Raw genomic sequence first — 24,539 nt, forward strand, 5'->3', positions numbered from 1 at the left:
CGTGTCTTTAGTGCTGGGAGTCGACGTCGGCTCGCAGAGCATCAAGGTCGTCCTCGTCGACGAGGCAGGCGACGTCGTCTCCACCGGGTCGGCAGCGCTGAGCATGACGCACCTGCACGACGGCTGGGCGGAGCAGGACCCCCAGAGTTATTGCGCTGCACTGCAAGACGCCGTACGGACGGCAATGGACGGCGTCGATCCTTCCCGGGTCGTTGCGATGGGTCTCGGCAGCCAGGTCGACGGCATCGTCGCCTGCGACGTCAATGGCGAGCCGCTGCGTTCGGCCATCATCTGGCTGGACAAACGCGCGACCGAGCAGTGCGACCGGCTGGTCGCTGCGGTCGGGGAGGAGGCGCTGGCCGAGCGAACGGGCCTGGTGGCCGACGCCTCGCACAGCGCACCGAAGATGATGTGGATCCGCGACCACGAACCCGAGGTCTGGCAGCGCACCGCGACGCTGGCGCCCGTCGGGTCGTATCTGCTGCATCGCCTGACCGGTTCTCACGCCCAGGACGCCGCGAATGCGTCGTCAACGATGATGTATGACGTCACCCGCGGCTGCTTCGACCAATCGCTTTGCACCGCAGCCGATCTGGATCCGTCCATGTTCGCCCCGGTGCGCCGCTCCACCGACGTGGTTGGCACGCTATTGCCGGGCATCGCCGCAGCGTTCGGCCTGCCCGCGGAATGCGTGGTGGTCGTCGGCACCGGTGACGAGCACGCCGCATCGGTGGGGGCAGGCGCGATCGAGGCCGGCGTCGTCGTCGACGTCACCGGCACCGCCGAACCGGTGACGACGGTTTCGGCGACGCCGGTGCGCGACCCGCTCGGTCTGGTCGAGACGCACGGCCACGCGGTTCCCGGCGCATGGCTGATCGAGAATCCCGGATTCGTCAGCGGCGGAAGCACCCTCTGGCTTGCCGGCGTGCTCGGCATGCCGCAGGCAGAGGTGTTTCCGTTGGCGTGCAAGGCGCCGCCCGCCAGTGAAGGCGTGTTGTTCCTGCCTGCCCTGTCGGGGGCCACGGCACCGCGGTGGAATGACCAGATGCGCGGCGCGCTGCTCGGCCTTGCGATGAACCACACCCCGGCTCACGTCGCCCGCGCAGTACTGGAAGGCTGCGCATTTGCGTTGCGCGACATCGTCGAACGCCTCGACGCGCTGGGTCTCGGTCGCGGCGAGGTGCGGATCGTCGGCGGCGGCGCCCGCGACAACCTGTGGGCGATGATCAAGGCCAGTGTGCTCGGGCGACCGGTGCGCCGGGTGCTCACCGAGGAGGCCACCGCCGTGGGCGCTGCGATGGTCGCAGGCGTCGGCAGCGGATTCTTCGCTGACTTCGCCGAAGCATCGGTCGCCGTCCGGCTCGCTCCGGCCGCGATCGAGCCCGAGCCGGAGGCCACCAAGACCTACGCGGAGGCCTACCGCCGCTACCTCGCTGCCTTCGATGCCGTGGAATCGGCGTTGGCGCAGCCTCGTTCATCGGCTGGGCCAACGTGATCACCGTCCCCGATCCGGCATCGCTGTTGTCGACGCTGCGCGCCGACGGCCACGACGGCCTGCCCAATGTCGATGTCCGGGTCGGCGCGTCGGTGTTGGACGGCGCGATTGCGGACAGCGTCGAGAGATTCATCGGAAGGGATCCGCTGATCCTCAGCGACGGCGCGCCGTATCGCACCCCGGCCGGGCCGGTGGTGGAGCGGCTTGCAGGCCGGCTCGGCTGCCGGGTGGTTCAGCTCGGCGCGGGAACGGTCAGGGCCGACGAGGTGACCGTCGAGCGGGCCGTCGCCGAAGTGGGGGAGCGCCGGCTGCTGATCTCGGTCGGGTCCGGCACGCTCACCGACATCGCCAAGGTCACCGCACAGCGCACCGGCAACCATCACGTCGCCGTCCAAACCGCTTGCAGTATCAACGGTTTCATCGCTGACCGCAGTGTGCTCGTCATCGCAGGGGCGAAGCGAACGGTGCAGTCGAGGTGGCCCGACGTGCTGGTCGCCGACACCGATATCCTCGCCTCGGCGCCATGGCAATTGAATCTCGCCGGGGTTGGCGATCTTTCGACGGTCCCCAACGCGGTCGCCGAGTGGCGGCTGGCCGCCCGGCTCGGCCACGGACCGCCGTACAACGCAGCGGTCGTCGAGGACATCCTCGGTGCCAACCCGGTGCTGCCGAGGCTTGCCAGGGCGGCGCGTGACGCCGAGCCCGGCGGAATCGCCGATCTGGCCCGGCTTCTGGCGGCAAGCGGATTGTCGATGGGGATAGTCGGTTCGACGGCGCCTGCCTCGGGTACCGAGCATGCGGTCTCGCATTTGATGGAAATGGCACGCAGTCGCCAGGGCCGTCCTGCCGCGGCGCACGGCATGCAGGTCACGGTCGCGACCCGGCTGGCCGTTCGGGTCTGGCAACTCGTCGATGCCACGATCCGGTCTGGCGATGCGAAGGTGCGGATACCCGACGAAGAGAAGAGCCGCGACGCCGTGAGTCGGGCATTCGCCGAATTCGACCCGCAGACCGCCGAAGAGTGCTGGACGGCGTATTCGGCCAAACGAGACTGGTTGCTGGCGAATCGATCCGAGCTCGAGTCGGTGGTTTCGGAGTGGGATGGCTTTGCCCGGTCGCTGCGACTGTCCTCACCGGAACAGTTCGACGAGATCAGCCACGCGAGCGGCCTGCCCACCCGGGCGGAAGATCTGGGCGCAGGCTATGACGACGACCTGTTGTTCTGGGCGCTGCGGAATTCCCACCTGCTGCGGGAACGGATTTCGATCGCGGACCTCGCCGACGTGCTCGGCGTGTGGTCGGACGAGACGGCGCGGTCGATCGTGGCCGACGCCGCGAAAGCAATGGAATAGGAGCGCTGCCGTGTCTGAATTCGTGTTCATGCTCACCCACGGTGACCGGACCATCGAAAACGCCGCCGAGGTGGTGCCGCAGTTGGCCGACACCGGGCTGCGCTACATCGGCTTCAAGGACGTCGGCGCGGATGCCGCACGGCAGCGGGAGCTCACCGCGCTGGCCCACGACACGGGCTTCGAGGTGATGTTGGAGGTGGTCTCGACCAGCAAGGAAGACGAGCTGGCATCGCTGAACGCGGCGGCCGCAGCGGGCGTGGACTGGGTGCTCGGAGGCACCCACGCGGCAGACGCGGCCGGTCTGCTGCCGGATGGCGTGCGGTACTGCCCGTTCCCTGGCAAGGTCGTCGACCATCCGAGCGTGCTGCTCGGCAGCATCGACGAAATCGCAGGCGATGCCGCACGGCTCACCGCGCTTGACCACGTCAGCGGGCTCGACCTGCTGGCGTATCGCCATCCGAGCGCCGATCACGAGCAGCTGATCCGTGAAGTGGTGGGGCGCTCGAGTGGCCCGGTGATCGTCGCGGGATCGATCGCGACCATCGACCGAGTGCTCGCGGTCAGCGACGCGGGGGCGTGGGGCTTCACCATCGGCAGCGCCATCTTCGACGGGTTGTTGCCCGGTGCGCCGTCGGTGGTGGACCAGGTTCGCTACGTCATGGAGGCGACGACCGCGGGTGCCGCACGCGAGGGCCGGACGTAGGCTTTGTAGCGTGTCCGGCCGTACTCTGCTCGCCGATCGGCTGCGTGACGAGTTGCTGGAGGAGATCTCCAGTTCGCAGTTGCAGCCGGGAGCCAAGTTGCCGAGCGAGGGCGAACTCGCCAAGCGTTTCAACGTATCTCGCGCGACGGTGCGAGAAGCGGTGCGTGGACTGGTCGAGGCCGGATACGTCAGCCGTCGTCGTGGATCGGGCAGCTACGTCACCGAGCGTCAGCGCATGCCGCACGGACTCGACGCGACGCTGAGCTACCTGGCGATGATCGAGACGGCCGGTGCCCGCGCCGGCATGCGCATCCTGCAAGCGGCCTTCGAGCCGGGTGGGCTCGACGATGCACCACTTCAACTCGAACCGGGGGAGACCGTATTGGCGGTCGAACGAGTGCGTACCGCCGACGAGCAGCCCGTGATCTACTCGCTCGATCGCATCCCGGCGCGACTGCTGCGCACCGAGCTCGATCTGCAGAACCTGGACCCGTCGCTGTTCGCGTTGCTGAGCGCCTGCGGCCACGCCGCGGACCACGCCACCGCGACGCTTCGCGCAGTCGCAAGCACCGGCCAGACCGCGAAGGTGCTCGGTGTGCGGCGGGGCAGACCGCTGCTTTACATCGAGGAGGTCGACTACGGCCGCGACGGCACTCCGGTCATGCTGTCACGGGAGTGGCATGTGTCCGAAGCCTTCGACGTCCGGATCAACCGGAGGGCCAACACGGTGCGCACTGCCCCCTCATCGACGACGGTCTGAGCAGCGTTATTGAATTCTAATGGTCTGATGCCCTACCTTTAGGGTGAGAATTCGGTAAATGTCCAAGGTCAGGCAGGCGAGATGCGGTTTCTAATGGTTGACTTCTCGTCATGACTGGCATGCTGTCGCAATCCGAGCTCGAGTCGCTGGTGGCCGCAGGCGACATCGACACCGTCATCGTCGCCTTCTGTGACATGCAGGGCAGGCTGACCGGCAAGCGGGTGTCGGCCCGGTTGTTCGTCGAGGATGTCGCCGCCCACGGCGCCGAGTGTTGCAACTATCTGCTCGCCGTCGACGTCGATATGAACACGGTTGACGGCTATGCGATCTCGAGCTGGGAGACCGGCTACGGCGACATGGTGATGACGCCCGATTTCACCACTTTGCGGCTGCTGCCGTGGCTGCCCGGCACCGCAATGGTGATGGCCGACCTGTCCTGGACCGACGGCAACCCCGTCACCCAGGCGCCGCGCAGCATTCTCAACCGCCAGATCGACCGGCTCGCCGAGCGGGGACTGGTGCCCTACGTCGGCACCGAGCTGGAATTCATCGTGTTCGACGACGGTTTCCGCGAAGCCTGGGCGAAGGGTTACCGCGGGCTGACCCCGGCCACCGATTACAACGTCGACTACGCGATGCTCGCGTCGACCCGGATGGAGCCGCTGCTGCGCGACATCCGGGTGGGGATGGACGGCGCGGGCATGTATTGCGAAGGCGTCAAGGGCGAGTGCAATTACGGCCAGCAGGAGATCGCATTCCGCTACGACCACGCGCGCGTCACGTGCGACAACCACACGATCTACAAGAACGGCGCCAAGGAAATCGCCGATCAGCACGGCAAGAGCCTGACCTTCATGGCCAAATTCGATGAGCGTGAAGGCAACAGCTGCCACATCCACATCTCGCTGCGTGGCGACGACGGCGCTGCGGTGTTCGCCGACTCAGATGACGAGCTCGGCATGTCGCCGATGTTCCGCAGCTTCATCGCCGGGCAGCTGGCGACGATGCGCGAGCTGACGCTGTTATACGCACCGAACATCAACTCCTACAAGCGATTCGTGGAGGGCAGCTTCGCGCCGACCGCGATCGCGTGGGGCCTCGACAACCGGACCTGTGCGCTGCGGGTCGTCGGCCACGGCTACGGCATGCGGATGGAGAACAGGGCGCCCGGCGGCGACGTCAATCAGTACCTCGCCGTTTCGGCGCTGATCGCGGGCGGGCTGTACGGCATCGAGCGCGAACTCGACCTGCCGGAAGCGTTGGAGGGCAACGCGTATACGTCGGGCGCGGAGCGGCTGCCCACGACGCTGGCCGAAGCGGCGGCGCTGTTCGGCAAGTCCGAGGTGGCCCGTGAGGCCTTCGGCGACGACGTGGTCGAGCACTACCTGAACAACGCACGGATCGAGCTGAACGCGTTCAACGGGGCGGTGACGGATTGGGAAAGGGTGCGTGGTTTTGAGCGGCTCTAGACCCGTTCTCGGGTTGACGACTTACCTGCAGCAGGCGCAGACCGGGGTGTGGGATGTGCGGGCCAGCTTCCTGCCTGCGATCTACATCGAAGGGGTGAACCTGGCGGGCGGCATTGCGGCGTTGCTTCCGCCGCAGCCCGTCGATGGCGAGATCGCATCGCGGATCCTCGACGGACTGGACGGGTTGATCGTCACCGGGGGCCGGGATGTCGGTCCGGAAAGCTATGGGCAGCAACCACATCCGGCTACAGATGAGGCGGTGGCCGATAACCGCATGCGGGACGCACTGGAGTTCGCCTTGGTCGGCGAGGCGATCCGGCGGGGCATTCCTGTGTTGGGAATCTGTCGCGGGGCACAGGTGATCAACGTCGCGCTGGGCGGGACGCTGCACCAACATCTGCCCGACGTCATCGGGCACACACACCACCAGCAGGGCAACGCGGTGTTCGCCACCTCGGCAGTGCGCACTGTGCCGGGAACCCGGCTGGCCTCGCTGATCGGCGAGTCGTCGGACGCGCAGTGCTATCACCACCAGGCCATCGACAAGTTGGGCAACGGCCTGATCGTGTCGGCCCAGGATTCGGACGGCGTCATCGAGGGTGTCGAAATCCCCGGCGAGGACTTCGTTTTGGCGGTGCAGTGGCATCCCGAGGAGCGCCTGGATGACCTGCGACTGTTCGCAGCGGTGGTGCAGGCGGCCGCCGTATACGCCGAGGAGAAAGTGAACGCGTGACTGCAAGCGAATTGATCAACCCGGCCACCGAAGAGGTACTGCGCACCGTCGAGCAGACCGATGAGGCGGGAGTCGACGATGCGGTGGCCCGCGCCAAGTCGGCACAACGCGAGTGGGCGCGGCTGGCCCCCGCCGAGCGGGCGGGCGCGCTGCGGGCGTTCGCTGCAACGGTCGACGCGCACGTCGACGAGCTCGCGCAGCTGGAGGTCGCCAACTCCGGGCACCCGATCAGCAATGCCGAGTGGGAGGCCGGCCACGTTCGCGATGTGTTGCAGTACTATTCGGCGACTCCGGAGCGGTTGTCCGGCAAGCAGATTCCGGTAGCGGGCGGGCTCGATATCACGTTCAACGAGCCGCTGGGTGTCGTCGGCGTGATCACGCCGTGGAATTTCCCGATGACGATCGCCTCATGGGGGTTCGCGCCCGCGCTTGCCGCGGGTAACGCGGTCCTGGTCAAGCCGGCGGAGTGGACGCCGCTGACCACGATCCGGCTCGGCGAGCTCGCTGTGCAGGCCGGTCTGCCTGCCGACCTGTTCCAGGTGTTGCCGGGCAAGGGTTCGGTGGTGGGGGAGCGCTTCGTCAGCCACCCCGACATCCGCAAGATCGTGTTCACCGGGTCGACCGAGGTCGGCACCCGGGTGATGGCCGGTGCCGCGGCCCAGGTCAAGCGGGTCACGCTGGAACTCGGCGGCAAGAGCGCCAACATCGTGTTCGACGACTGCGATCTGGAGAAGGCCGCGGCCACCGCGCCGTACGGGGTGTTCGACAACGCCGGGCAGGACTGCTGCGCGCGGTCCCGAATACTGGTGCAGCGCAGCGTCTATGACCGTTTCATGGAACTGCTCGAGCCTGCCGTCAAGGGCGTGGTCGTCGGCGACCCGCGCAACAAGAAGACCGAGATGGGTCCACTGGTGTCGAAACCGCATTGGACCACCGTGGCCTCCTATGTACCCGACGACGCACCGGTTGCGTTCCGCGGCGATGCGCCGTCCGGCCCGGGTTACTGGTTCCCTCCGACGGTGTTGACGCCGTCGCGCACCGACCGCACCGTCACCGAAGAGATCTTCGGCCCGGTGGTGACGGTGCTGCCGTTCGAGGACGAGGCCGACGCGATCACGCTTGCCAATGACACCCCCTATGGCCTGTCGGGATCGATCTGGACCGACAACCTGTCGCGGGCGCTTCGGGTGTCGCGCGCCGTGGAATCCGGCAATCTGTCGGTGAATTCGCATTCGTCGGTGCGCTACAACACGCCGTTCGGCGGGTTCAAGCAGTCCGGATTGGGTCGCGAGCTCGGCCCCGACGCGCCACTGTCGTTTACCGAAACCAAGAACGTCTTTTACGCGATCGGAGATAGCTAGATGGACTTGACCCAACGACTGGCAGGCAAGGTTGCGGTGATCACCGGCGGGGCCGGAGGCATCGGCCTGGCCACCGGCAGGCGGATGCACGCCGAGGGCGCGCGAATCGTGGTCGGTGACATCGACCCGACGGCCGGCAAGGCCGCGGCTGACGAGCTCGACGGATTGTTTGTCCCCGTTGATGTCTCGGACGAAGCGGCCGTCGACAACCTGTTCGACACCGCCGCAGACACGTACGGCTCGGTCGACATCGCGTTCAACAACGCGGGCATCTCGCCGCCCGACGACGACGTCATCGAGACCACCGAGTTGCCGGCGTGGCAGAAGGTGCAGGACATCAACCTCAAGTCGGTTTACCTGTCCTGCCGGGCGGCGCTGCGCTACATGGTGCCCGCCAAGAAGGGCTCGATCATCAACACCGCCTCGTTCGTCGCTGTGATGGGATCGGCGACCTCGCAGATCTCCTACACGGCGTCCAAGGGCGGGGTGCTGGCGATGTCGCGCGAGCTCGGAATTCAGTACGCGCGCAGCGGGATCCGGGTCAACGCGCTGTGTCCGGGACCGGTGAACACCCCGCTGCTGCAGGAGCTGTTCGCCAAGGATCCCGAGCGTGCGGCGCGTCGCCTGGTGCACGTGCCGATGGGCCGGTTCGCCGAACCGGAGGAATTGGCGGCCGCGGTCGCATTTCTGGCCAGCGACGACTCGTCGTTCATCACCGGGGCCACCTTCCTGGTCGACGGTGGCATCAGCGGCCACTACGTCACGCCGATCTAATGACCGCCGACCCGGACGTCCCATTGGCCAGCGAGGCATTGCTGCGCCCGGTGCGGCCCGGGAACCCCTTCGAGGACACCGTCGAACGGCTGCTGCAGACCATCCGGCTCGGTGTGCTGCAGCCGGGCGAATCACTTCCGCCCGAACGACAATTGGCCTCGCGGTTGGGAGTAAGCCGTGACACGGTCCGCGAAGCCATCAAGTCATTGGCTGACGCGGGCTACCTGGTTTCGCGCCGGGGACGGTACGGCGGCACTTTCCTGGCCGACGCGTTGCCTCGGCACACCGAAACCCCGCGTGTCACCCGCGACGAAATCGACGACGCGCTGCGGCTGCGTGAAATTCTCGAGGTCGGGGCGGCGCGGATGGCCGCCAGCCGCACGCTGACCGCGGCGGAGCGGGAAGTGTTGTGGTCGCGGATGACCGATGTCCGCGGTGCGCCGCCGGACGACTACCGTCGGCTGGATTCGCGGCTGCACCTGGCGATCGCGGAGGCGGCAGGCTCGCCGTCGTTGGTTCCGCTGGTTGCCGAGAACCGGATGCGACTGAACGGACTGCTGGACCAGATTCCGTTGTTGCCCCGCAATATCGCGCACTCCGACGAACAGCATGAGGCGATCGTCGTCGCGATACTGGCCGCCGACGGTGACGGTGCGGCCGCGGCGATGCGTGCGCACGTCGCGGGTTCGGCCGCACTGCTGCATGGCTTCCTGGACTGAATGGCTCAGTACTTCTGTTGGGGCGGTTTGTGTTTCAGCGCATACCGGTAGAAGTCGGCGTTCTTGAGCTGACCGGCGGCGGCCTCGTCGACCACTACCGTGACGTGTGGGTGTAGCTGCAGCACGGACGCCGGGCAACTCGCGGTCAACGGACCTTCGACGGCGGCCGCGATGGCCTCAGCCTTATGGCCGCCGGTCGCGATCAGCACAAGATGGCGCGCGTCGCAGATGGTTCCGAGACCTTGAGTGATGACATGCCGTGGCACCTCGTCGATGCCGGTGAAGAATCGGGCGTTGTCGCGCCGTGTCTGCTCGGTCAAGGTCTTGACCCGGGTGCGCGAGCGCAACGACGATCCCGGTTCGTTGAATCCGATGTGGCCGTTGCCGCCGATGCCGAGCAGTTGAACGTCGACCGGGCCGAAGTCGCGAATCAGCGCATCGTATTCCTCTGCGGCGGCGAAGATGTCGTCGGCGACGCCGTTGGGGCTGTGCACCCGCTCGGAATCCATGTCGACGTGGTCGGTGAACTCGGTGCGGATGACATGTGCGTAGGACTGCGGGTGGCTAGGCGGCAAGCCGACGTACTCGTCGAGCAGAAACGCCTGTGCGTCGGCGAAACTGAGGCCCTCCTCGCGATGCCTGCGGATCAGCTCGCGGTAGACCGACAATGGCGATGAGCCGGTGGCCAGCCCCAGCGTCGCAGCACCCGAGGTGATCGCGTCGGCGATGATGTCGGCTGCAGTTGCGCCGCACTGCGTTTCGTGATTCCTGATGACGACTTCCATTGGCTATTCCCCACTCGCGGTTTTGCGTACCCGGCGGTCGAAGACCAGGTCCCACGCGGTGTTCTTCGCCGACGCGATCGCGCCGACGAGGACGGCATCCGCGCCGAGATGGCCTCCGACGATGTCGGGGACGACAGGGATCTTCTGGGCCAACTCGCGGCGCATCGGCCCGGCCAGCAGGTCGGCGTTGCGGCCGATGCCGCCTGTCAGCACGACAAGACCGGGGTCGAGGACCGCGGTGACGATCGAAACCACATGGGCGAGTTTGGCGGCTTCCTCCGCGACGACCTGCATGGCCAGCTGATCGCCTTCGCGAGCCAGGTCGAAGACCGCCTTCGCAGAGCGCACCTGCTTCAAGCCGGCCTCGTTGGCGGCCGAAACCACCGCCTCTGCCGCGGCCGCGGTCTCCACCGGTCCCGGTCGGTGTTGCGCCACCCCCGCGGGCACCCTGTCGAACGGTAGATCCGCGATCTCGCCTGCGGCGCCGTGCGCGCCGCGGAAGAGTTTTCCGTTGAGCAGCAGGCCCATTCCGATGCCGGTGCCGACCGTCAGGCACGCGACGACGTCGACGCCCTGCGCGGCGCCGCGCGCGTGCTCACCGACCACGCAGAGATTCGCGTCGTTCTCCACGATCACTTCGGAGCCCGCCGCGCCGAGCGCGTCGACCAACTGGCCGAGGAGTCCGCGGCGTTCCCAACCGGGCAGATTTGGCGAGCGGTGCACGGTTCCGGCACTGACGTCGGGAATGCCCGGTGTGCCAACCACAGTGACGACGATGCCGTCGGGCTTCAGCCCGGCGTCGGCGATTGCACGCTCGACGGATTCGCATGCGGTGCGCTGCAACATAGCGCCAGAGCGGCTCTGGTTCGGCTGATCAACCCTGGCGACGACCGTGCCGTCGAGGTCGGCGACCGCGACCCGGATCACGCGACGCCCGATGTCGACACCCACGATATGTCCGGCGTCAGGGGCGGTTTGGTAGATGACCGCGGCGCGCCCGGGACCCGAGGTGCTTCGTCCGATCGCGCGCACCAGGCCATGCTGCTCCAGATCCAGCAGCGCCTGACCGACTGTTGGTTTCGATAGGCCGGTGTCGTTGGCGATCTGAGGACGGGTTGCTTCGCCATGCACCCGGAGTCGCTCCAACACCAGTCGCTGGTTCAGTGCCCGCATGCTCGCCGGCGTGCCCGCCTGCGGCGCGGCTTGACCCACCACCGTGACCGTCTCCGTTCCAGTCGCAGGGAATTTACAAACCGACTCTTCCAGACCCGCCGATAGTATGTTAAGAAACTTTCCTAACAAAGTGTTTAGGAGGATCTCGTGAGTTCCCCATCCCTCGACTCCGTGTCGGTGTCCGGTCAGCCGGCGCTCGAACGCAAGATCGGGCCGTTGCAGGCCACGGCCATCAACATGACGCAGATGTGCGGCATCGGTCCGTTCGTCACGATCCCGGCGATGGTCGCGACCATCGGCGGGCCGGAGGCGATGTTCGGTTGGATCATCGGGGCCATCGTGGCGCTGGCCGACGGCCTCATCTGGGCCGAACTCGGCGCCGCCATGCCCGGTGCCGGCGGTACCTACATCTACCTGCGCGAGGCATTTCAGTACCGGACCGGACGGTTGGCGCCGTTCCTATTCGTCTGGAGCGCAGTCCTTTTCATTCCGCTGATCATGTCGACGGGCATCATCGGGCTGGTCCAGTACCTGGGCTACCTGATACCCGGCGTGACTGATGCGTCCGGGAACACCGCGCTGGGCAAGATCATCGGAGTCGGCATCACGCTGCTGATCATGGTGGCGCTGTTCCGCAAGATCGGGCAGATCGGCAAGCTCACGACGGCACTGTTCGTTGTCATGCTGATCGCGGTGCTCAGCACCATCGTCGCGGCGTTCAGCCACTTCAGCGGAGCGCAGGCGTTCGCATTCACGCCGGGCGCGTTCGGCAGCCATGGCACGTTCTGGGCAGGACTGGGCGCCGGCTTGATCATTGCGATCTACGACTACCTCGGCTACAACACGACGGCCTACCTGGGCGCCGAGATCCGCGATCCCGGCCGCAACATCCCACGGTCGATCGTCTTCTCGATCCTCGGCATCATGAGCCTGTACTTCCTGCTGCAGATCGGTGTACTCGGTTCAGTGCCGCTGGACGAGTTGAAGAGCGCCACGTCGGTCGCGTCCACGGTGCTGGAACAGGCGTGGGGATCCGGTGTCGCGCAAGCGATCACCGCGCTGATCGTGATCGCGGCCATCGGTTCGGTTTTCGCCGGATTGCTCGGCGGTTCGCGCGTCCCGTTCGAAGCCGCCCGCGACAAGGTATTCCTGCCGGTGTTCGGCAAGCTTCATCCCAAGCTGAACCTGCCCACCGCGGGTGTGCTCACGATGGGCGCGATCACGATGATCGGTTCGCTGTTCACGCTGACCACCATCATCAACGCTGCCGTTGCAACGCTGGTGCTCATCCAATCGTTGGCTCAGGTCGCCGCGATCGTCGTACTGCGGGTTCGCCAGCCGAATCTTGTTCGCCCATACCGGCAATGGCTGTATCCGCTGCCGACGATCATCGCGTTTGTGGGGTGGTTCTACATTTACGTCTCCGCCAGCTGGCTGTCGATCGGGCTGTCGCTGGGCTGGATCGTGGTGGGCGCCATCGCGTTCTTGATCTACGCCAAGGCCGAAGACACCTGGCCGTTCGGGCCCAAGGAGATCAAAGAAGCCTTCCTCGACGCGCCAACCACTCAGAACGGTGGTGGGTCGGCTTCGTAGCGGGCGCGGTTGAGGCCGCGTTCGTAGTCGATGCGGTATTGGCGGTCTTGGGTTCGGGTGCGTTTGCGTTTGGGCATGGCCAGGTCGCGGTTCGGGTCGGGCGGTGGACTGTTGAGCAGGGTCAGTGTTTCGGTGGGTTGGCCGAGTTGGGGGAAGAAGCGGGCGCCGGCCGGTGCGGTGGTGTAGGTGCGCCCGCGTGGTGAGGTCCACTCGATGGTGCCGTCGGGCAGTTGGCGATCGCGCCAGCCGCAGAAGGTTTTGAGTAGGTGATGGATGCGGCATTTGAGCCCGGTGTTGGAGGGATGAGTCGGGCCGTGCGGGTAGGGCACGCTGTGGTCGATATCGCAACCCACCGCCTGCTGATCACACCCGGGGAACGTGCACGTCAGATCCCGGGACTGAACAAACCGCGTCAGTGCCGCCGACGGGCGGTAATGGGGTTCAGCAACTAGGTCTTTCGCACTCGGGATCGGGCGCACCGAGGCGCTGTTGGCCAACTCGGCGACCGTGGCCGCCGGGACGGCGCCGTAGCCGGGCAGATACCCCGGCTTGCTACTGGTGCCGTCGACGGTGGCGGCCTCGGCGATCACATTGATCACCATCGGACTCGAGGGCACCTCGGCGGTGGCGGGGCAGTCCGGGGATCCGCACAGACACGCCATGTTCATTGCGCGGGCGGCCAGCGGTGTCAGTGCGTCGGTGCGGCGCTGTTTGTGGGTGCGTGGATCATCGGGGCACACCGTGGCCGCTAGTTCGTCTAACGCGGTGTCGAAGACCGCGGCGTCCGGGCCGCGGACCTGGCCATAGATTTCGGCGGTCCCGTTGGCGCCGGGGCGCACCGCGATGTGGCGATCGGCATCGGCCTGTTTGGCGACCCGGATCGCCTCGGGGTCGGCGGCGATGACCATCCAGTCGACCAACTCGGCGACCCTCTCACGGGACAGCTTGTTCCACGAGGGCGCCTTGACCGCCAACTGCGCATCAACGCTCGCCAACGCGGCCTCGTCAACGATCAAATCGGTGCGGTAAATGGCGGCCGCGATCACCCGCAAATCCACCTGCCCTGCGGCGAACACTGCGGCCAGTTTGGGCAGGCGTTCGATGAGGCTTTGCCCGTCGCTCATCTGAGACGACGCGCGTTTGCGGCTGATGCCCAACTGCGCGCTGATCTCCGCGGCGATCTGCTCCCAGCCATCGACTGCCCAGAAGTTGTGTTCATCGGTCTGCTCGGCGATGCGGCGCACGGTGTACTGGCCGATGGCCAGCAACCGCTGAGCCGACGCGGCCCGCTCGACCTGCTGGGCATCACCCATCAGATCAAGCAACTCGCCATCACCACACCCCTCGAACACATATCCGATTCTTCTGGCGCCATTGACATCTCGCCACCACCACCCGCCAGTCTGTGGATGAATTCACGCCTGGGGATAACCTCACCCAAATGTCGGACCCGTGGTGTAGGCAAAGCGCCTCCTTCCGACTCCCAGCGGTGCAGAGCGACTTCGCCTGCGGGGCACATCAGTTCAGCTCCGCGGTGTGAAGGCCGTAAGGCACGGCGCTGAGCACGGTGACCGTGAGCGTGACCCCGCTGGGCAAGCTGTAGGAGCGCTTCTGGCCGGGCCGCGCTCCTGCGATGGCTGCGCCGAGCGGCGAATGGGTGGAATAGACCTCCATCTCGCCGTATTCGGCGCCACGCACGCCGAGGAGGAAGGTTTCGGTGTCGCCGGTGTCGTCGTAGCGGACGGTGACGACCATTCCGGGTTCGGCTATCCCGTCGTCGGGTGGATCCTCCCCGACGACGGCATTTATCAACAGATCGTGAATCTGTTGAATGCGCGCTTGCCAGCCACGTTTGACGGCAGCCGTGTTCTCGTCCACGCCGTCGTCAACGGTTCCTGCGCACAACTGGCGCAGGGTCGCCAGCTCCCGGTGCAGCCGCTCATGGGCCTGTGGCGATATCCAGACGCGTTGCGTCTCAGTCATTGTCATTGTCCTTTCGTTACGCATAGGTGAGGGATCTGGCGCGATAGGGCACCGCTTCCAGCAGCGTCACCGGCACGTTGATGCCACTCGGAAGGGCATATGTGCGTTGTTCGCCCGTGCGTGCTCCGATGATGGCGGCGCCCAACGGAGACCGCGGCGAGTAGACCTCGATATCGGCTTCTTCGGCACCCCGCAGGCCGAGGAGGAACGTTTCGATCTCGCCGGTGCTGTCGAAGCGGACGGTCAGCACCATGCCGGGTTCGGCGATGCCATCGTCGGGCGGATCTTCGCCGACATCCGCATTCATCAACAACTCGTGAATCTGATGAATGCGCGCCTGCCTTGCCCGCTGACCCGCGACCAGCGAGTCATCGCACTCCATCAAGTCATCGGGCACCTCGACGGTGGGTTGAGAACGTAACGCGGCGAGCTCCATCTGGAGGCCGATGTATGCCTTCCGTGTCATCCAAACACGTTCGCTGTCAGTCATTTTGGACATCTCCTTCGAAACTTCATCGGCGCTCAGCGGCCGACGCGGCGTAGCGGGTTGAACTCGCGCAGAGCTTCAGGCTGCTTGCCGGTGGTGATCTGTTCGGTCAGCAGACGGCCCGTCACGGGGCCGTGTGCCAGTCCCCACATGCCATGGCCCCCGGCGACATAGACGCCGCGCGACACCTCGCCGATCAGGGGTCTGCCATCGGGAGTGACTGGTCGAGGCCCAACCCAGACGTCACGGCGCTCTGCCCATTGCACGCCGTCTAGCAATGGACTGGCTGAGGCGACGATGGCCCCGACCCGTTCGGGCAGCACCGGCTCAGCTGGATCGCGGAACTCCATCGTGCCCGACACCCGCAATTCGCCGTTGTACGGCGTGCACGCCACCCGAACATCAGGCAGATAAATGGGGCCTGGGATGGGGCGGTCCACGGGGACGGTGAACGAATAACCGCGGCCGGCTTGTACCGGAACGCGTACCCGACCGCCCGCCAACCGCGGTAGCCATGCGCCGGTGGCGAGGACAACGGCGTCCGCGGTCAACGGCGGACCGCTGCGCGGGTACACGGAAACGCCGCTGCCGGAGCTGAATACGCCGTTGATCTCCAGTGTGTTGATCACCGCGCCACGGTCGACGACTGCGCGCGCAAGCGCATGCACGAACCGCCCCGGGTCGACAAAGCGCTGACCGTTGATGTTCAGGCCCGCTGCGATTGCAGGCGAGGCAAGCGGCACCTGCTCACGCAGCGCTTCACCGGATAGACCGGTGACATCGATTGTCTGGCCCGCCTTCTCGAGTTGGCGAAGCTCACGCAACATGTGCTCCGCTTCATCCGTATTGCGGAACAGCGCGGTGATTGGTGCGTCGGTCACTGGCGCGTCGACGCCGTTGGCGACGAGGACGTCGAATGTTTCGATGCATTCCTCGTTAAGCGGGACGTTGGCCCGTACCGCCCGCTTCCACGACGACCGCCGACAGTTCGCGGCGAACTGAATCAAGAAGACAGCGAGTGACGAGTCGGCGGTCAGCGGAATGTGGAGCGGTGAAGCCGGATTTCGCAGCGAGTGCAGTCCATAGCGCAGCACCGCAGGGGAGTTCAGCGGAATCGTCAATGCCGGCGCGACCCATCCGGCGTTACCCCACGACGCACCTGCCGCCACCCCACTGCGGTCAACGACGGTGACGTCGACTCCGCGCTCCTGCAGGAACCACGCCGTCGACAACCCCACGATTCCCGCACCGACCACGATCACCGATCGCGGTCCGCCGTCAAGGCGCGCAACGCCTGTCATGACATACCTCCATAGTTGAAATTCGTTGAAAAGTAACGGCGGTTCAGCGGAACCGCGTCTCGTATCGCTGCGCTGCATCGCGGCGGAGGATCGCCGCGAAATTCAAGTGTTCCCCACGCAGATAACTGGCGGCGCCGAGCATCGTCACCAGTGCGCCGACGACCCAGGCCGTCGCTGCGGCGCCGTCCCCGAGGAAGCCGGCGACCCACGGCGACAAGAACAGTGCGAAGCCTGTGATAGCCAACGTCAGGAAGTCGTAAGTCGGATCCACTGCAAGCAACGACCAGAGACCGATCACCGCAATCAACCCGCCCAGCCCAATCGTCACGGCGGTCCCGGTCGTGTTGGTCCTCGTCAACCCCAAAACAACCGAGGTCAGGCCGATCACCAGAGCCACGCGCCCGACCCAGAAACTCGACGCGCTGCGCAGAGCCTGGCCGCTACCGATTCTGTTGAGGCCGTTGGCAATTGGTGACTGACTGCTGGTCCAGCCGATACCGCCGAGGACCATCGCAGCGCTGCCTGCGACCCAGCACGTCCACGACGCCGCGGGATCGGCCGTGTAACCGTTACCGAGGAACGGAACGATGAACATCGCGAGGCCGACGACGACAAGGCCCCAGTGATCGGGCCTGCGGTTGCGCGCCAGCACGGTCAGCATCCCGAAGAAGGCGATGAACGCGCCGAAACCGAGCGCAAAACCTTCGCCGACCCGGGTGGAACTTGTGGTGACAGCTGCCACGACGGCGCACACGCCCACTGCGACCGCGGCCCACCCGATCCATCGCCTCTCTTTACCCAGCATCGAATAGCCCCTTCTCGCCTTGGATTGATTGCCGGCTGCGGCAGTTGCACCGCCTGCAGCCCTAAGTCCATGGTGTGCGGGATGCGGTTGTCCGGGCTTGCCCGCGTCGGACAAAGACCTCGTCGCGCTTTGTCGGATCTCGACAGCGTCTACCGCTGATCGGCGTCGGTGGCGGCTAATTCGATCATCATCGCCAGCCGCTTGTTGGCGTCGTCGAGCGCGAGGTTGGTGATCTCAGCCATCTTGCGTAGCCGGTAGCGCACGGTGTTCTCGTGCACCCCCAACCGCTTACCCGCCGCCACTGGATCTCCCTGCGCCTCCAGCCACGCTTGAAGCGTCAGCACATACTCGGTGCCGTTCGCGCGATCGTGGTGGCACAGCTCCGCGACTGGGCCGCGGTCCGGCATCCGACCCGTCCGCGCCGCCGTGCGCAGCCGTTGCAGCAGGATGTCGTCCCACGATTCGTCATAAACCGGAGGCGGCGTGCCCGGAGACCGCCCCTCCTGCAGGGCCAGACATTCATCGGCCTCGTGGCGCGCCGCGACCAGATCGGCCGCTTCCGCGGGTCCACTGATGCCGGCCGATACAGTCGCGTCTTCAGGAAGCGCCGCCTGCAGGCCTGCGACCCAGCGTCGCGCCGCAGCGGACGGCTCGCCGGGCAGCAAGGTGTAGACGGTGTTGCCGGCCAGCGCGCTGCGCCCGGGCCTAGACCAGCCGAACCCGGCAGTGGCACGCTCGAACGCCAACAACAGCGCGGCATCGCGATCGGCGCCGATGAACGCCTGCACCGCGATCACCCGCAGCTGACCGCGCTGCAGGCCCAGTCGGCTGGCGGCGGTGGCGGCATCCGGGTGGCCCTCCAGCAGCCGGATCACCAGCTCGGACTCCACCTGTCGCTCCAGATCCGCACTCGCTCGTGACCGCAACAAATGCAAGGCCACAATGCGGGCTCCGTCGGCCAAAGCGGTGAGCGCGGCGCCTTCCAATGGCGCCGAACACGCGACCCACACCGAGCCGATCAGTTCTCGACCGGAGCGCGCAGCCACCACCATGCGACCGGTCACGCCATGCTCGGTGTCGGCAGCTACGAAGAGCGGCTCGTCTGAGACCGCAAGATGTTTGAAAACGCCCCGGCCGTCGAAGAATTCGCGCAATTGCGATGGCGCCTGCCGATCCATGATGGTCTGCACCCTCGCCGGGTCGGCCTGGTGCTGCAACCGGGAATATGCCAGCACCCGCGAGAGTCGGTCCTCGATGGTCACCGCACCTCCGGTGGCCTCAGCCAGACTGTCGGCAAGCGCGAACAAGTCCGTTGGGCCGCGGCCGGATTCGGTTTCACGGCCCTCCAGCACCAATCCGTAAATGACGGCGGCCAACTCGCTCCACGACATCGCGGGGTCGACCAGCATGACAGCGACGCCCTCGGCGAGACCCTCGAAGGCGCTGTCGTCCTCGCCGCGAAACAGCACGACGACCGCGCGTGCCGAGGCCGCCCAGCGCACCGCTTCGGCGACCGAGCGTGCACCGACACCCAACAGCACGTCACCGACAACGACGCGATCTTCGGTGCGCTCATGCATGACCACGCTGCGCAACTCGGTGGTCCGGGGTACCGGACAGAACCGCAGCCGCACGCCATAGTTACCCAGCACATTGACCAGGCGGTCCAAGGTGACCACGAGCTTCTCCTATGCCGAAGCCGATCATCCAGCCTAGCCATCCCGACGGGAGCCGCTCGTGGTTACAGCGTCTGGCACGTGCGAGGGATTAGCCTTGACGGGTGGCGCAACCCGGTGACCAGAAGACGGTGCGACGGGCGTCGTCGGCGCTCGCCGATGTCGACACCGCCGGCTGGGCGCAGCGCTTCGACCTGCTGTCGGACCCCAACCGCCTGGAGATACTGCTGGTCCTGCACCGCACGCCGGGAATCTGCGTCGGCGACCTGGCGGCGGCCCTTGGCCGATCGGAGAACGCGGTGTCCCAGGCATTGCGGGTACTGAGGCAACAGGGCTGGGTCTCCTCGACTCGCGTGGGTCGGCTCGTCAGCTATCGGCTCGAAGACGAGATCGTGCACGACCTGCTGCACCGGATCGGCGCCAGGCACGGCTGAAAGCTGCGATATGCGCGTGTTGACGATGGACGATCCGCTGCTGGCGGAGCGGCCCGACCTGGCGGGGGCAGCCGAATTGCCCGCCCACTCCCGCATCGGCAGTTGGCTCGAGCAGCTGATCGTGTCCCGCACATTGAAGCCCGGCGACAAGCTGCCCTCCGAGGTGGAGATCGCCAACGCGCTTGGCGTCAGCCGAATGACCCTTCGCCAGGCGCTCAGCGCCATCGAAGCCAAGGGCCTGATCGACCGCAGACGCGGCCGGTTCGGCGGCAACTTCGTGGCCGCGCCGCGGTTCGAGTTCGACCACGCGAGTCTGCCCGGCTTCACCGAGCAGATGCGCCGAATCCGTGTCGAAGCGGGCGCGCGGGTCTTGCGCGCCACCACCCGCAGGCCCGAGGCCGATGTACGAGAGGCCCTTGGGCTCAACCGCAAAGCACAGGTGCATGAGGTGCTGCGCGCGCGACTGGCCAACGGTGAGCCGATCGTGTTGGAGGAGGCCTACCTGCCCGCGGCGGTGTTCCCGGGGCTGTTGTCCGCCGATCTCACCGGCTCGCTGTACGCGGTGATGCGCGAGTACAACGCGTCCCCGTTCGCCGCTGATGAGGAACTCGAGGCGACGCAGGCCACCGACGAGCAGGCCGAAATCCTCGGTGTCGCAACGGGAAGTCCGCTGCTGTTGATCACCCGTACGTCGTTCACCGAGGACGGAGTCGCAGTCGAGTTCTCCCGCGACTACCACCGATCCGACCGCGCGCGAATCCGGATCAAATCGCGGGTGGAGTCGCAGTCGGCTGTCCGCGACGCCAGCGGCTGAGCGGCGCCGCGACGAGGTCGACCGACAGTTGGGGCACTATCGCCGGCGCCACGGCGCGCAGTTCGGGGGACGGCTCGTCGGCACAGACCGCGATGCAGTGCATGCCTGCGGCCACCGCGGCCTGCACACCGGGAACCGAATCCTCGAAGACGAGCACGTCGCTGGGGTCGCAGTCCAGTTTGGCCGCTGCGCTGAGAAAGCCCTCCGGGTGCGGCTTGCCGTCGTTGACGTCCTCCTCGGCGATCAGGAAGCCGACCAACTCGCCGGTGGGACTGCCGTTCAGGACGGCAAGCACATCGTCGCGCTGGGCTCCGGTCACGATGCCGACGGGAATCTGGTTGTCCGCCAACAACTTCACCAGCTGTGCAGCGGCCGGGCCGATCGGATTGTGGTCGGCGACCCGTTGCTGATAGATGCCTTGTCGTAACCGCAGCAGTTCGAGGACTTCTTCTTCGGTGCCGCCGCCGTGGTGCGTCACCGCATGCTCGATGATCTCGCGGTCGCTGCGGCCCAACAGGTCGGTGCGGTAGTCCCGGGCGGTCATCGCCCACCCGAGATGGACACGGAACAGGTCGCTGAAGATGTCGAACAGGATGTGCTCGTCGTCCGACAGCGTGCCGTTGAAGTCGAAGACGACGGCGGGGCGTTGGCTGCTTAACCACTCTTCGATCACATCGGTCGCTGACGACATGATCAATAGTCTAGACCTTTAACCAGGCGAGGGTTACAGTGAACCGATGCCGTTTCCGTCGACCGACGCCCAGCTCGATGCGGCGCTGGAGCATATTCCGGCCCTGGCGGGACGGCCGCGGCAACTGGAGGAACTGTCGGGCGGCCTGACGAACCGCAATGTCAAAATCACCACGCCGGACGCGATCTATGTCGCGCGGTGCACCGGCGCCGCGACGAATCTCCTGGCCATCGACCGCGACGCGGAATACCAAAACTCCGTGGCAGCCGAACGCGCCGGTGTCGGCGCGCCGGTGATCGACTTCCGCCCCGATCTCGGCATCCTGCTGCTGGGCTATCTGCCCGGAAAGACGCTGTGCAACGCCGACTTTCAGCGCCCCGGGGTAATCGCCAAGGTGGCCGCGGGCTGTCGGGCGCTGCACGCCGGGCCGAGATTCCGCGGCCGGTTCGACATGTTCGAACGCCAGCCCCGATATCTGAAAACCGTGTTGGACAACGGGTTCAAGCTGCCGTCCGACTACCTCCATTACGCCGACACCTTCGGTCGGATCCGCACTGCGCTGAGTGCCGATCAGACGACAGTGCCGTGCAACAACGACCTGCTGGCAGAGAACTTCATCGAAGACGGCGACCGCGTCTGGATCATCGACTACGAATACTCCGGCAACAACGATCCGTGTTTCGAGCTCGGCAACATCTGGAGCGAATGCGGCCTGTCCACCGAGCAGCTCGACGAACTCGTCACCGCCTACTACGGCCGCGCGCTGAGACACAAGACGGCGAGGGCGCACCTGCAGGGAATTGTCGCCAAATACGGCTGGACGTTGTGGGGCTGCATCCAAAGCGCATCCAGTGCACTCGAATTCGACTTCTGGAGCTGGGCGATGCAGCGCTACGAAGCCGCCGTCGCAGAGTTCAACGGCCCGCACTTCGATCGCCTTCTAGCCGACGTTCACGCAGGAGACTGAGGACCATCATGGCCACCACATCACTTCCCGACCGGGCCCATGTCGTGATCGTCGGCGGCGGCGTCATCGGCACCAGCGTCGCCTATCATCTGACCAAGCTCGGCATCGCCGACGTGGTGCTGCTCGAACAGGGCCAATTGTCCTGCGGCACAACGTGGCACGCCGCCGGCCTGGTCGGCCAGCTGCGGGCCTCCGAAAGCGCCACCCGCCTGGTGCAGTACTCGACGCAACTCTATGCCGAACTCGAGGCCGAGACCGGACTGTCCGCAGGCTACAAACAATGTGGGGGAGTGACGGTCGCGCGGACCGAGGACCGGATGATCCAGCTGCGTCGCACCGCAGCCAACGCCGCCGCGTTTGACATGGAGTGCGAGCTGCTCACCGGTGAGCAGGCGCTCGAGCACTACCCCGTGATGCGCGTCGACGATCTCGTCGGCGCGATCTGGTTGCCCGGCGACGGCAAGGCCAACCCCACCGACCTCACCTTCGCGCTGGCCAAAGGCGCCAGGATGCGAGGCGCCCGCATCATCGAAAAGATCAGGGTGACAGACGTTCTCACCCGCGATGGCCAGGCCGTCGGGGTGCGCACGGACCAGGGCGACCTCGAGGCCGAGATCGTCGTCAACTGCGCAGGCCAATGGGCCAAACAGGTCGGCGCGATGGCAGGTGTCAACGTGCCGTTGCACTCGGCCGAACACTTCTATGTGGTCAGCGAACGCATCGAGGGTATGCATCCGGACCTGCCGATCCTTCGCGATCCCGACGGCTACACGTACTTCAAGGAGGAGGTCGGCGGTCTCGTCATCGGTGGCTTCGAGCCAGAAGCCAAACCGTGGGTGGCGCCCGACGCGATTCCGTATCCGTTCGAATTCCAACTCCTTGACGAAGATTGGGACCACTTCGAGATCCTGATGAACAACGCGCTGCTGCGCATCCCCGCACTAGAGGCGACCGGCATCAAGAAGTTCTACAACGGGCCAGAGAGCTTCACCCCCGACAACCAGTTCATCCTCGGCGAGGCCCCCGAAGTCGCCAACTTCTTCGTCGGCGCCGGCTTCAATTCGGTCGGCATCGCCACCGCAGGCGGCGCCGGGCGTGCGCTCGCCGAGTGGATCGTCAACGGGGCAGCGACCAGCGACATGACGGGCGTCGACATCCGCCGGTTCGCACCGTTCAACGGCAACAACCGGTGGCTGCGCGACCGGGTGGCCGAGGTGCTCGGCATCCACTACGAAATCCCTTGGCCCAACCGGGAAATGACGACCGCGCGACCGTTCCGCCGGTCACCGGTGCACCATCTGCTGGACGCGGCGGGGGCCAACTTCGGCAGCAAGATGGGCTGGGAGCGGGCGAATTTCTTCGCGCCAGAGGGTGTCGCACCCACGATCGAGTACACCTGGGGCAAGCCGAACTGGCTGGGGTGGTCGGCAGCCGAGCAGACCAACACGCGCACCAACGTCACCGTGTTCGACCAAACCTCGTTCTCCAAATATCTCGTCGTCGGTCGAGACGCCGAGGCGGCGCTGCAGTGGTTGTGCACCGCCGACGTCGGCGTCGACATCGGCACGTCGGTCTACACCGGAATGCTCAACGAGCGCGGCACGTACGAGTCCGACGTCACGGTCACCCGCACAGGGCGCGAGGAGTTCCTGATCGTCAGCAGCGCGGCCACCACCGAACGCGACAAGGACCACATCCGCAAGAACCTGCCCGACGGCGCCGGCGCATCACTCGTCGACGTGACGTCGGCGTACGCGGTATTCGGCGTGATGGGACCGAAGTCACGCGACCTGTTGGCCACGCTGACAACCGCCGACCTGTCCGACGAAGCGTTCCCATTCGCCACGAGCCAACAGATCTCGCTGGGCCACGCCACCGTGCGCGCCACCCGCATCACCTATGTCGGTGAACTAGGTTGGGAGCTCTACGTTCCCACCGAGTTCGCGGTAGGCGTCTACGAGGATCTCATAGCGGCGGGTGCGAGGCGCGGTGGTTATTACGCGATCGACTCGCTTCGGCTGGAGAAGGGCTACCGTGCCTTCGGCAGGGAGCTGACTCCGAGCGAGAACCCCGTCGAGGCCGGTCTGCTGTTCGCGTGCAAGCTCAAGACCGACATCGCGTTCCTCGGGCGCGAAGCCGTCGAGAAGGCCAAGGCAGAGGGGCCGCGCAAGAAACTCGTCGGGTTCAAGGTCGATTCGCCGGAGGCGATGCTGTGGGGTGGTGAGCTGATCATGCGCGACGGTGCGGTCGCAGGTCAGGTGACCTCGGCGGCGTGGGGGGAGACCACGGGTGCATGCGTCGGGCTCGCCTACGTGCGCGCGTCGGACGGCTCCGTCATCAACGCCGAATGGGTCAACGCGGGCAGCTACCAGGTGAACGTCGGCGGGCAGTGGTACCCGATCGCGGTATCGCTGAAGTCGCTTTACGATCCGGGCAACGCCCGAATCCGCCGATAAGGCATGCC

23 protein-coding genes are annotated in these 24,539 nt (G+C 66.1%); 14 read left to right on the plus strand and 9 right to left on the minus strand.

Translation table 11 applies throughout. From position 1 onward, the window contains the following. Position 1 precedes the first annotated feature (1 nt). The 9 genes from J3E61_RS21420 (at position 2) to J3E61_RS21460 (ending at position 9,366) form a co-directional block, all read left to right on the plus strand. Complete coding sequence (locus J3E61_RS21420) at positions 2-1,495, plus strand: hypothetical protein (protein ID WP_210084890.1); 1,494 nt, start codon at positions 2-4, stop codon at positions 1,493-1,495. Then, complete coding sequence (locus J3E61_RS21425) at positions 1,492-2,847, plus strand: iron-containing alcohol dehydrogenase (RefSeq protein WP_210084891.1); 1,356 nt, start codon at positions 1,492-1,494, stop codon at positions 2,845-2,847. Before J3E61_RS21420 ends, J3E61_RS21425 begins: the two co-directional genes overlap by 4 nt. A gap of 10 nt (positions 2,848-2,857) precedes the next feature. After that, positions 2,858-3,550, plus strand: a complete 693-nt coding sequence (locus J3E61_RS21430; protein ID WP_210084892.1) for a 1-(5-phosphoribosyl)-5-((5-phosphoribosylamino)methylideneamino)imidazole-4-carboxamide isomerase — start codon at positions 2,858-2,860, stop codon at positions 3,548-3,550. 10 nt (positions 3,551-3,560) lie between these two features. Continuing rightward, complete coding sequence (locus J3E61_RS21435) at positions 3,561-4,310, plus strand: GntR family transcriptional regulator (RefSeq protein WP_210084893.1); 750 nt, start codon at positions 3,561-3,563, stop codon at positions 4,308-4,310. Between the two features lie 110 nt (positions 4,311-4,420). Then, on the plus strand, positions 4,421-5,779 hold the full coding sequence (locus tag J3E61_RS21440) for a glutamine synthetase (RefSeq protein ID WP_210084894.1): 1,359 nt from the start codon (positions 4,421-4,423) through the stop codon (positions 5,777-5,779). Beyond that, positions 5,766-6,512: a gamma-glutamyl-gamma-aminobutyrate hydrolase family protein gene (locus tag J3E61_RS21445; RefSeq protein ID WP_210084895.1), complete on the plus strand. Its 747-nt coding sequence runs from the start codon at positions 5,766-5,768 to the stop codon at positions 6,510-6,512. The genes J3E61_RS21440 and J3E61_RS21445 overlap by 14 nt, the downstream gene beginning before the upstream one ends. Next, positions 6,509-7,873, plus strand: coding sequence for an aldehyde dehydrogenase (locus J3E61_RS21450; protein WP_210084896.1), 1,365 nt, complete (start codon positions 6,509-6,511; stop codon positions 7,871-7,873). The genes J3E61_RS21445 and J3E61_RS21450 overlap by 4 nt, the downstream gene beginning before the upstream one ends. After that, positions 7,874-8,647, plus strand: a complete 774-nt coding sequence (locus J3E61_RS21455) for a 3-oxoacyl-ACP reductase (protein WP_210084897.1) — start codon at positions 7,874-7,876, stop codon at positions 8,645-8,647. Beyond that, entirely contained in the window at positions 8,647-9,366 is a 720-nt protein-coding gene (locus tag J3E61_RS21460; protein ID WP_210084898.1) for a FadR family transcriptional regulator, read from the plus strand. Before J3E61_RS21455 ends, J3E61_RS21460 begins: the two co-directional genes overlap by 1 nt. 5 nt (positions 9,367-9,371) lie before the next feature. On the opposite strand, the gene nagB is transcribed toward J3E61_RS21460, so the two are convergent. Together nagB and J3E61_RS21470 are read right to left on the minus strand one after the other, a co-directional pair. Beyond that, the gene (nagB, locus tag J3E61_RS21465) at positions 9,372-10,151 is read right to left on the minus strand and encodes a glucosamine-6-phosphate deaminase (protein ID WP_210084899.1); all 780 of its coding nucleotides are present in this window, start codon (positions 10,149-10,151) and stop codon (positions 9,372-9,374) included. 3 nt (positions 10,152-10,154) lie between these two features. After that, complete coding sequence (locus tag J3E61_RS21470) at positions 10,155-11,363, minus strand: ROK family protein (RefSeq protein WP_210084900.1); 1,209 nt, start codon at positions 11,361-11,363, stop codon at positions 10,155-10,157. Between the two features lie 108 nt (positions 11,364-11,471). On the opposite strand from J3E61_RS21470, the gene J3E61_RS21475 reads away from it, so the two are divergent. Beyond that, the gene (locus tag J3E61_RS21475) at positions 11,472-12,917 is read left to right on the plus strand and encodes an amino acid permease (RefSeq protein WP_210084901.1); all 1,446 of its coding nucleotides are present in this window, start codon (positions 11,472-11,474) and stop codon (positions 12,915-12,917) included. On the opposite strand, the gene J3E61_RS21480 is transcribed toward J3E61_RS21475, so the two are convergent. From J3E61_RS21480 to J3E61_RS21505, 6 genes are all read right to left on the minus strand, one after another. Continuing rightward, positions 12,890-14,269, minus strand: coding sequence for an HNH endonuclease (locus J3E61_RS21480; protein WP_210084902.1), 1,380 nt, complete (start codon positions 14,267-14,269; stop codon positions 12,890-12,892). The two genes, J3E61_RS21475 and J3E61_RS21480, sit on opposite strands and share 28 nt — an antisense overlap. Before the next feature lie 166 nt (positions 14,270-14,435). Then, entirely contained in the window at positions 14,436-14,900 is a 465-nt protein-coding gene (locus J3E61_RS21485; RefSeq protein ID WP_210084903.1) for a GreA/GreB family elongation factor, read from the minus strand. 16 nt (positions 14,901-14,916) lie between these two features. Continuing rightward, positions 14,917-15,390, minus strand: a complete 474-nt coding sequence (locus tag J3E61_RS21490) for a GreA/GreB family elongation factor (RefSeq protein ID WP_210084904.1) — start codon at positions 15,388-15,390, stop codon at positions 14,917-14,919. Positions 15,391-15,422: 32 nt separating this feature from the next. Next, positions 15,423-16,688, minus strand: a complete 1,266-nt coding sequence (locus J3E61_RS21495) for an FAD-binding oxidoreductase (protein WP_210084905.1) — start codon at positions 16,686-16,688, stop codon at positions 15,423-15,425. 43 nt (positions 16,689-16,731) lie between these two features. Beyond that, positions 16,732-17,493: an SPW repeat protein gene (locus J3E61_RS21500; RefSeq protein ID WP_210084906.1), complete on the minus strand. Its 762-nt coding sequence runs from the start codon at positions 17,491-17,493 to the stop codon at positions 16,732-16,734. Between the two features lie 149 nt (positions 17,494-17,642). Next, positions 17,643-19,172, minus strand: coding sequence for a helix-turn-helix domain-containing protein (locus J3E61_RS21505; RefSeq protein ID WP_210084907.1), 1,530 nt, complete (start codon positions 19,170-19,172; stop codon positions 17,643-17,645). A gap of 101 nt (positions 19,173-19,273) precedes the next feature. On the opposite strand from J3E61_RS21505, the gene J3E61_RS21510 reads away from it, so the two are divergent. Next, on the plus strand, positions 19,274-19,603 hold the full coding sequence (locus J3E61_RS21510; RefSeq protein WP_192721038.1) for a metalloregulator ArsR/SmtB family transcription factor: 330 nt from the start codon (positions 19,274-19,276) through the stop codon (positions 19,601-19,603). A 10-nt stretch (positions 19,604-19,613) separates the two neighbouring features. Next, positions 19,614-20,417: a GntR family transcriptional regulator gene (locus J3E61_RS21515; protein ID WP_210084908.1), complete on the plus strand. Its 804-nt coding sequence runs from the start codon at positions 19,614-19,616 to the stop codon at positions 20,415-20,417. On the opposite strand, the gene J3E61_RS21520 is transcribed toward J3E61_RS21515, so the two are convergent. Beyond that, positions 20,368-21,108 (minus strand): HAD family phosphatase, encoded by a 741-nt coding sequence (locus J3E61_RS21520; protein ID WP_210084909.1) that lies wholly within the window; start codon positions 21,106-21,108, stop codon positions 20,368-20,370. The two genes, J3E61_RS21515 and J3E61_RS21520, sit on opposite strands and share 50 nt — an antisense overlap. 46 nt (positions 21,109-21,154) lie before the next feature. Here J3E61_RS21520 and J3E61_RS21525 point away from each other — a divergent pair, with 46 nt between their 5' ends. Together J3E61_RS21525 and J3E61_RS21530 are read left to right on the plus strand one after the other, a co-directional pair. Further along, positions 21,155-22,075 (plus strand): phosphotransferase, encoded by a 921-nt coding sequence (locus J3E61_RS21525; protein ID WP_210084910.1) that lies wholly within the window; start codon positions 21,155-21,157, stop codon positions 22,073-22,075. A gap of 8 nt (positions 22,076-22,083) precedes the next feature. After that, positions 22,084-24,531 (plus strand): FAD-dependent oxidoreductase, encoded by a 2,448-nt coding sequence (locus tag J3E61_RS21530; protein ID WP_210084911.1) that lies wholly within the window; start codon positions 22,084-22,086, stop codon positions 24,529-24,531. Positions 24,532-24,539 lie beyond the last annotated feature (8 nt).

The sequence above is a fragment of the Mycobacterium sp. OAE908 genome (assembly GCF_017872775.1).
GTDB lineage: Bacteria > Actinomycetota > Actinomycetes > Mycobacteriales > Mycobacteriaceae > Mycobacterium.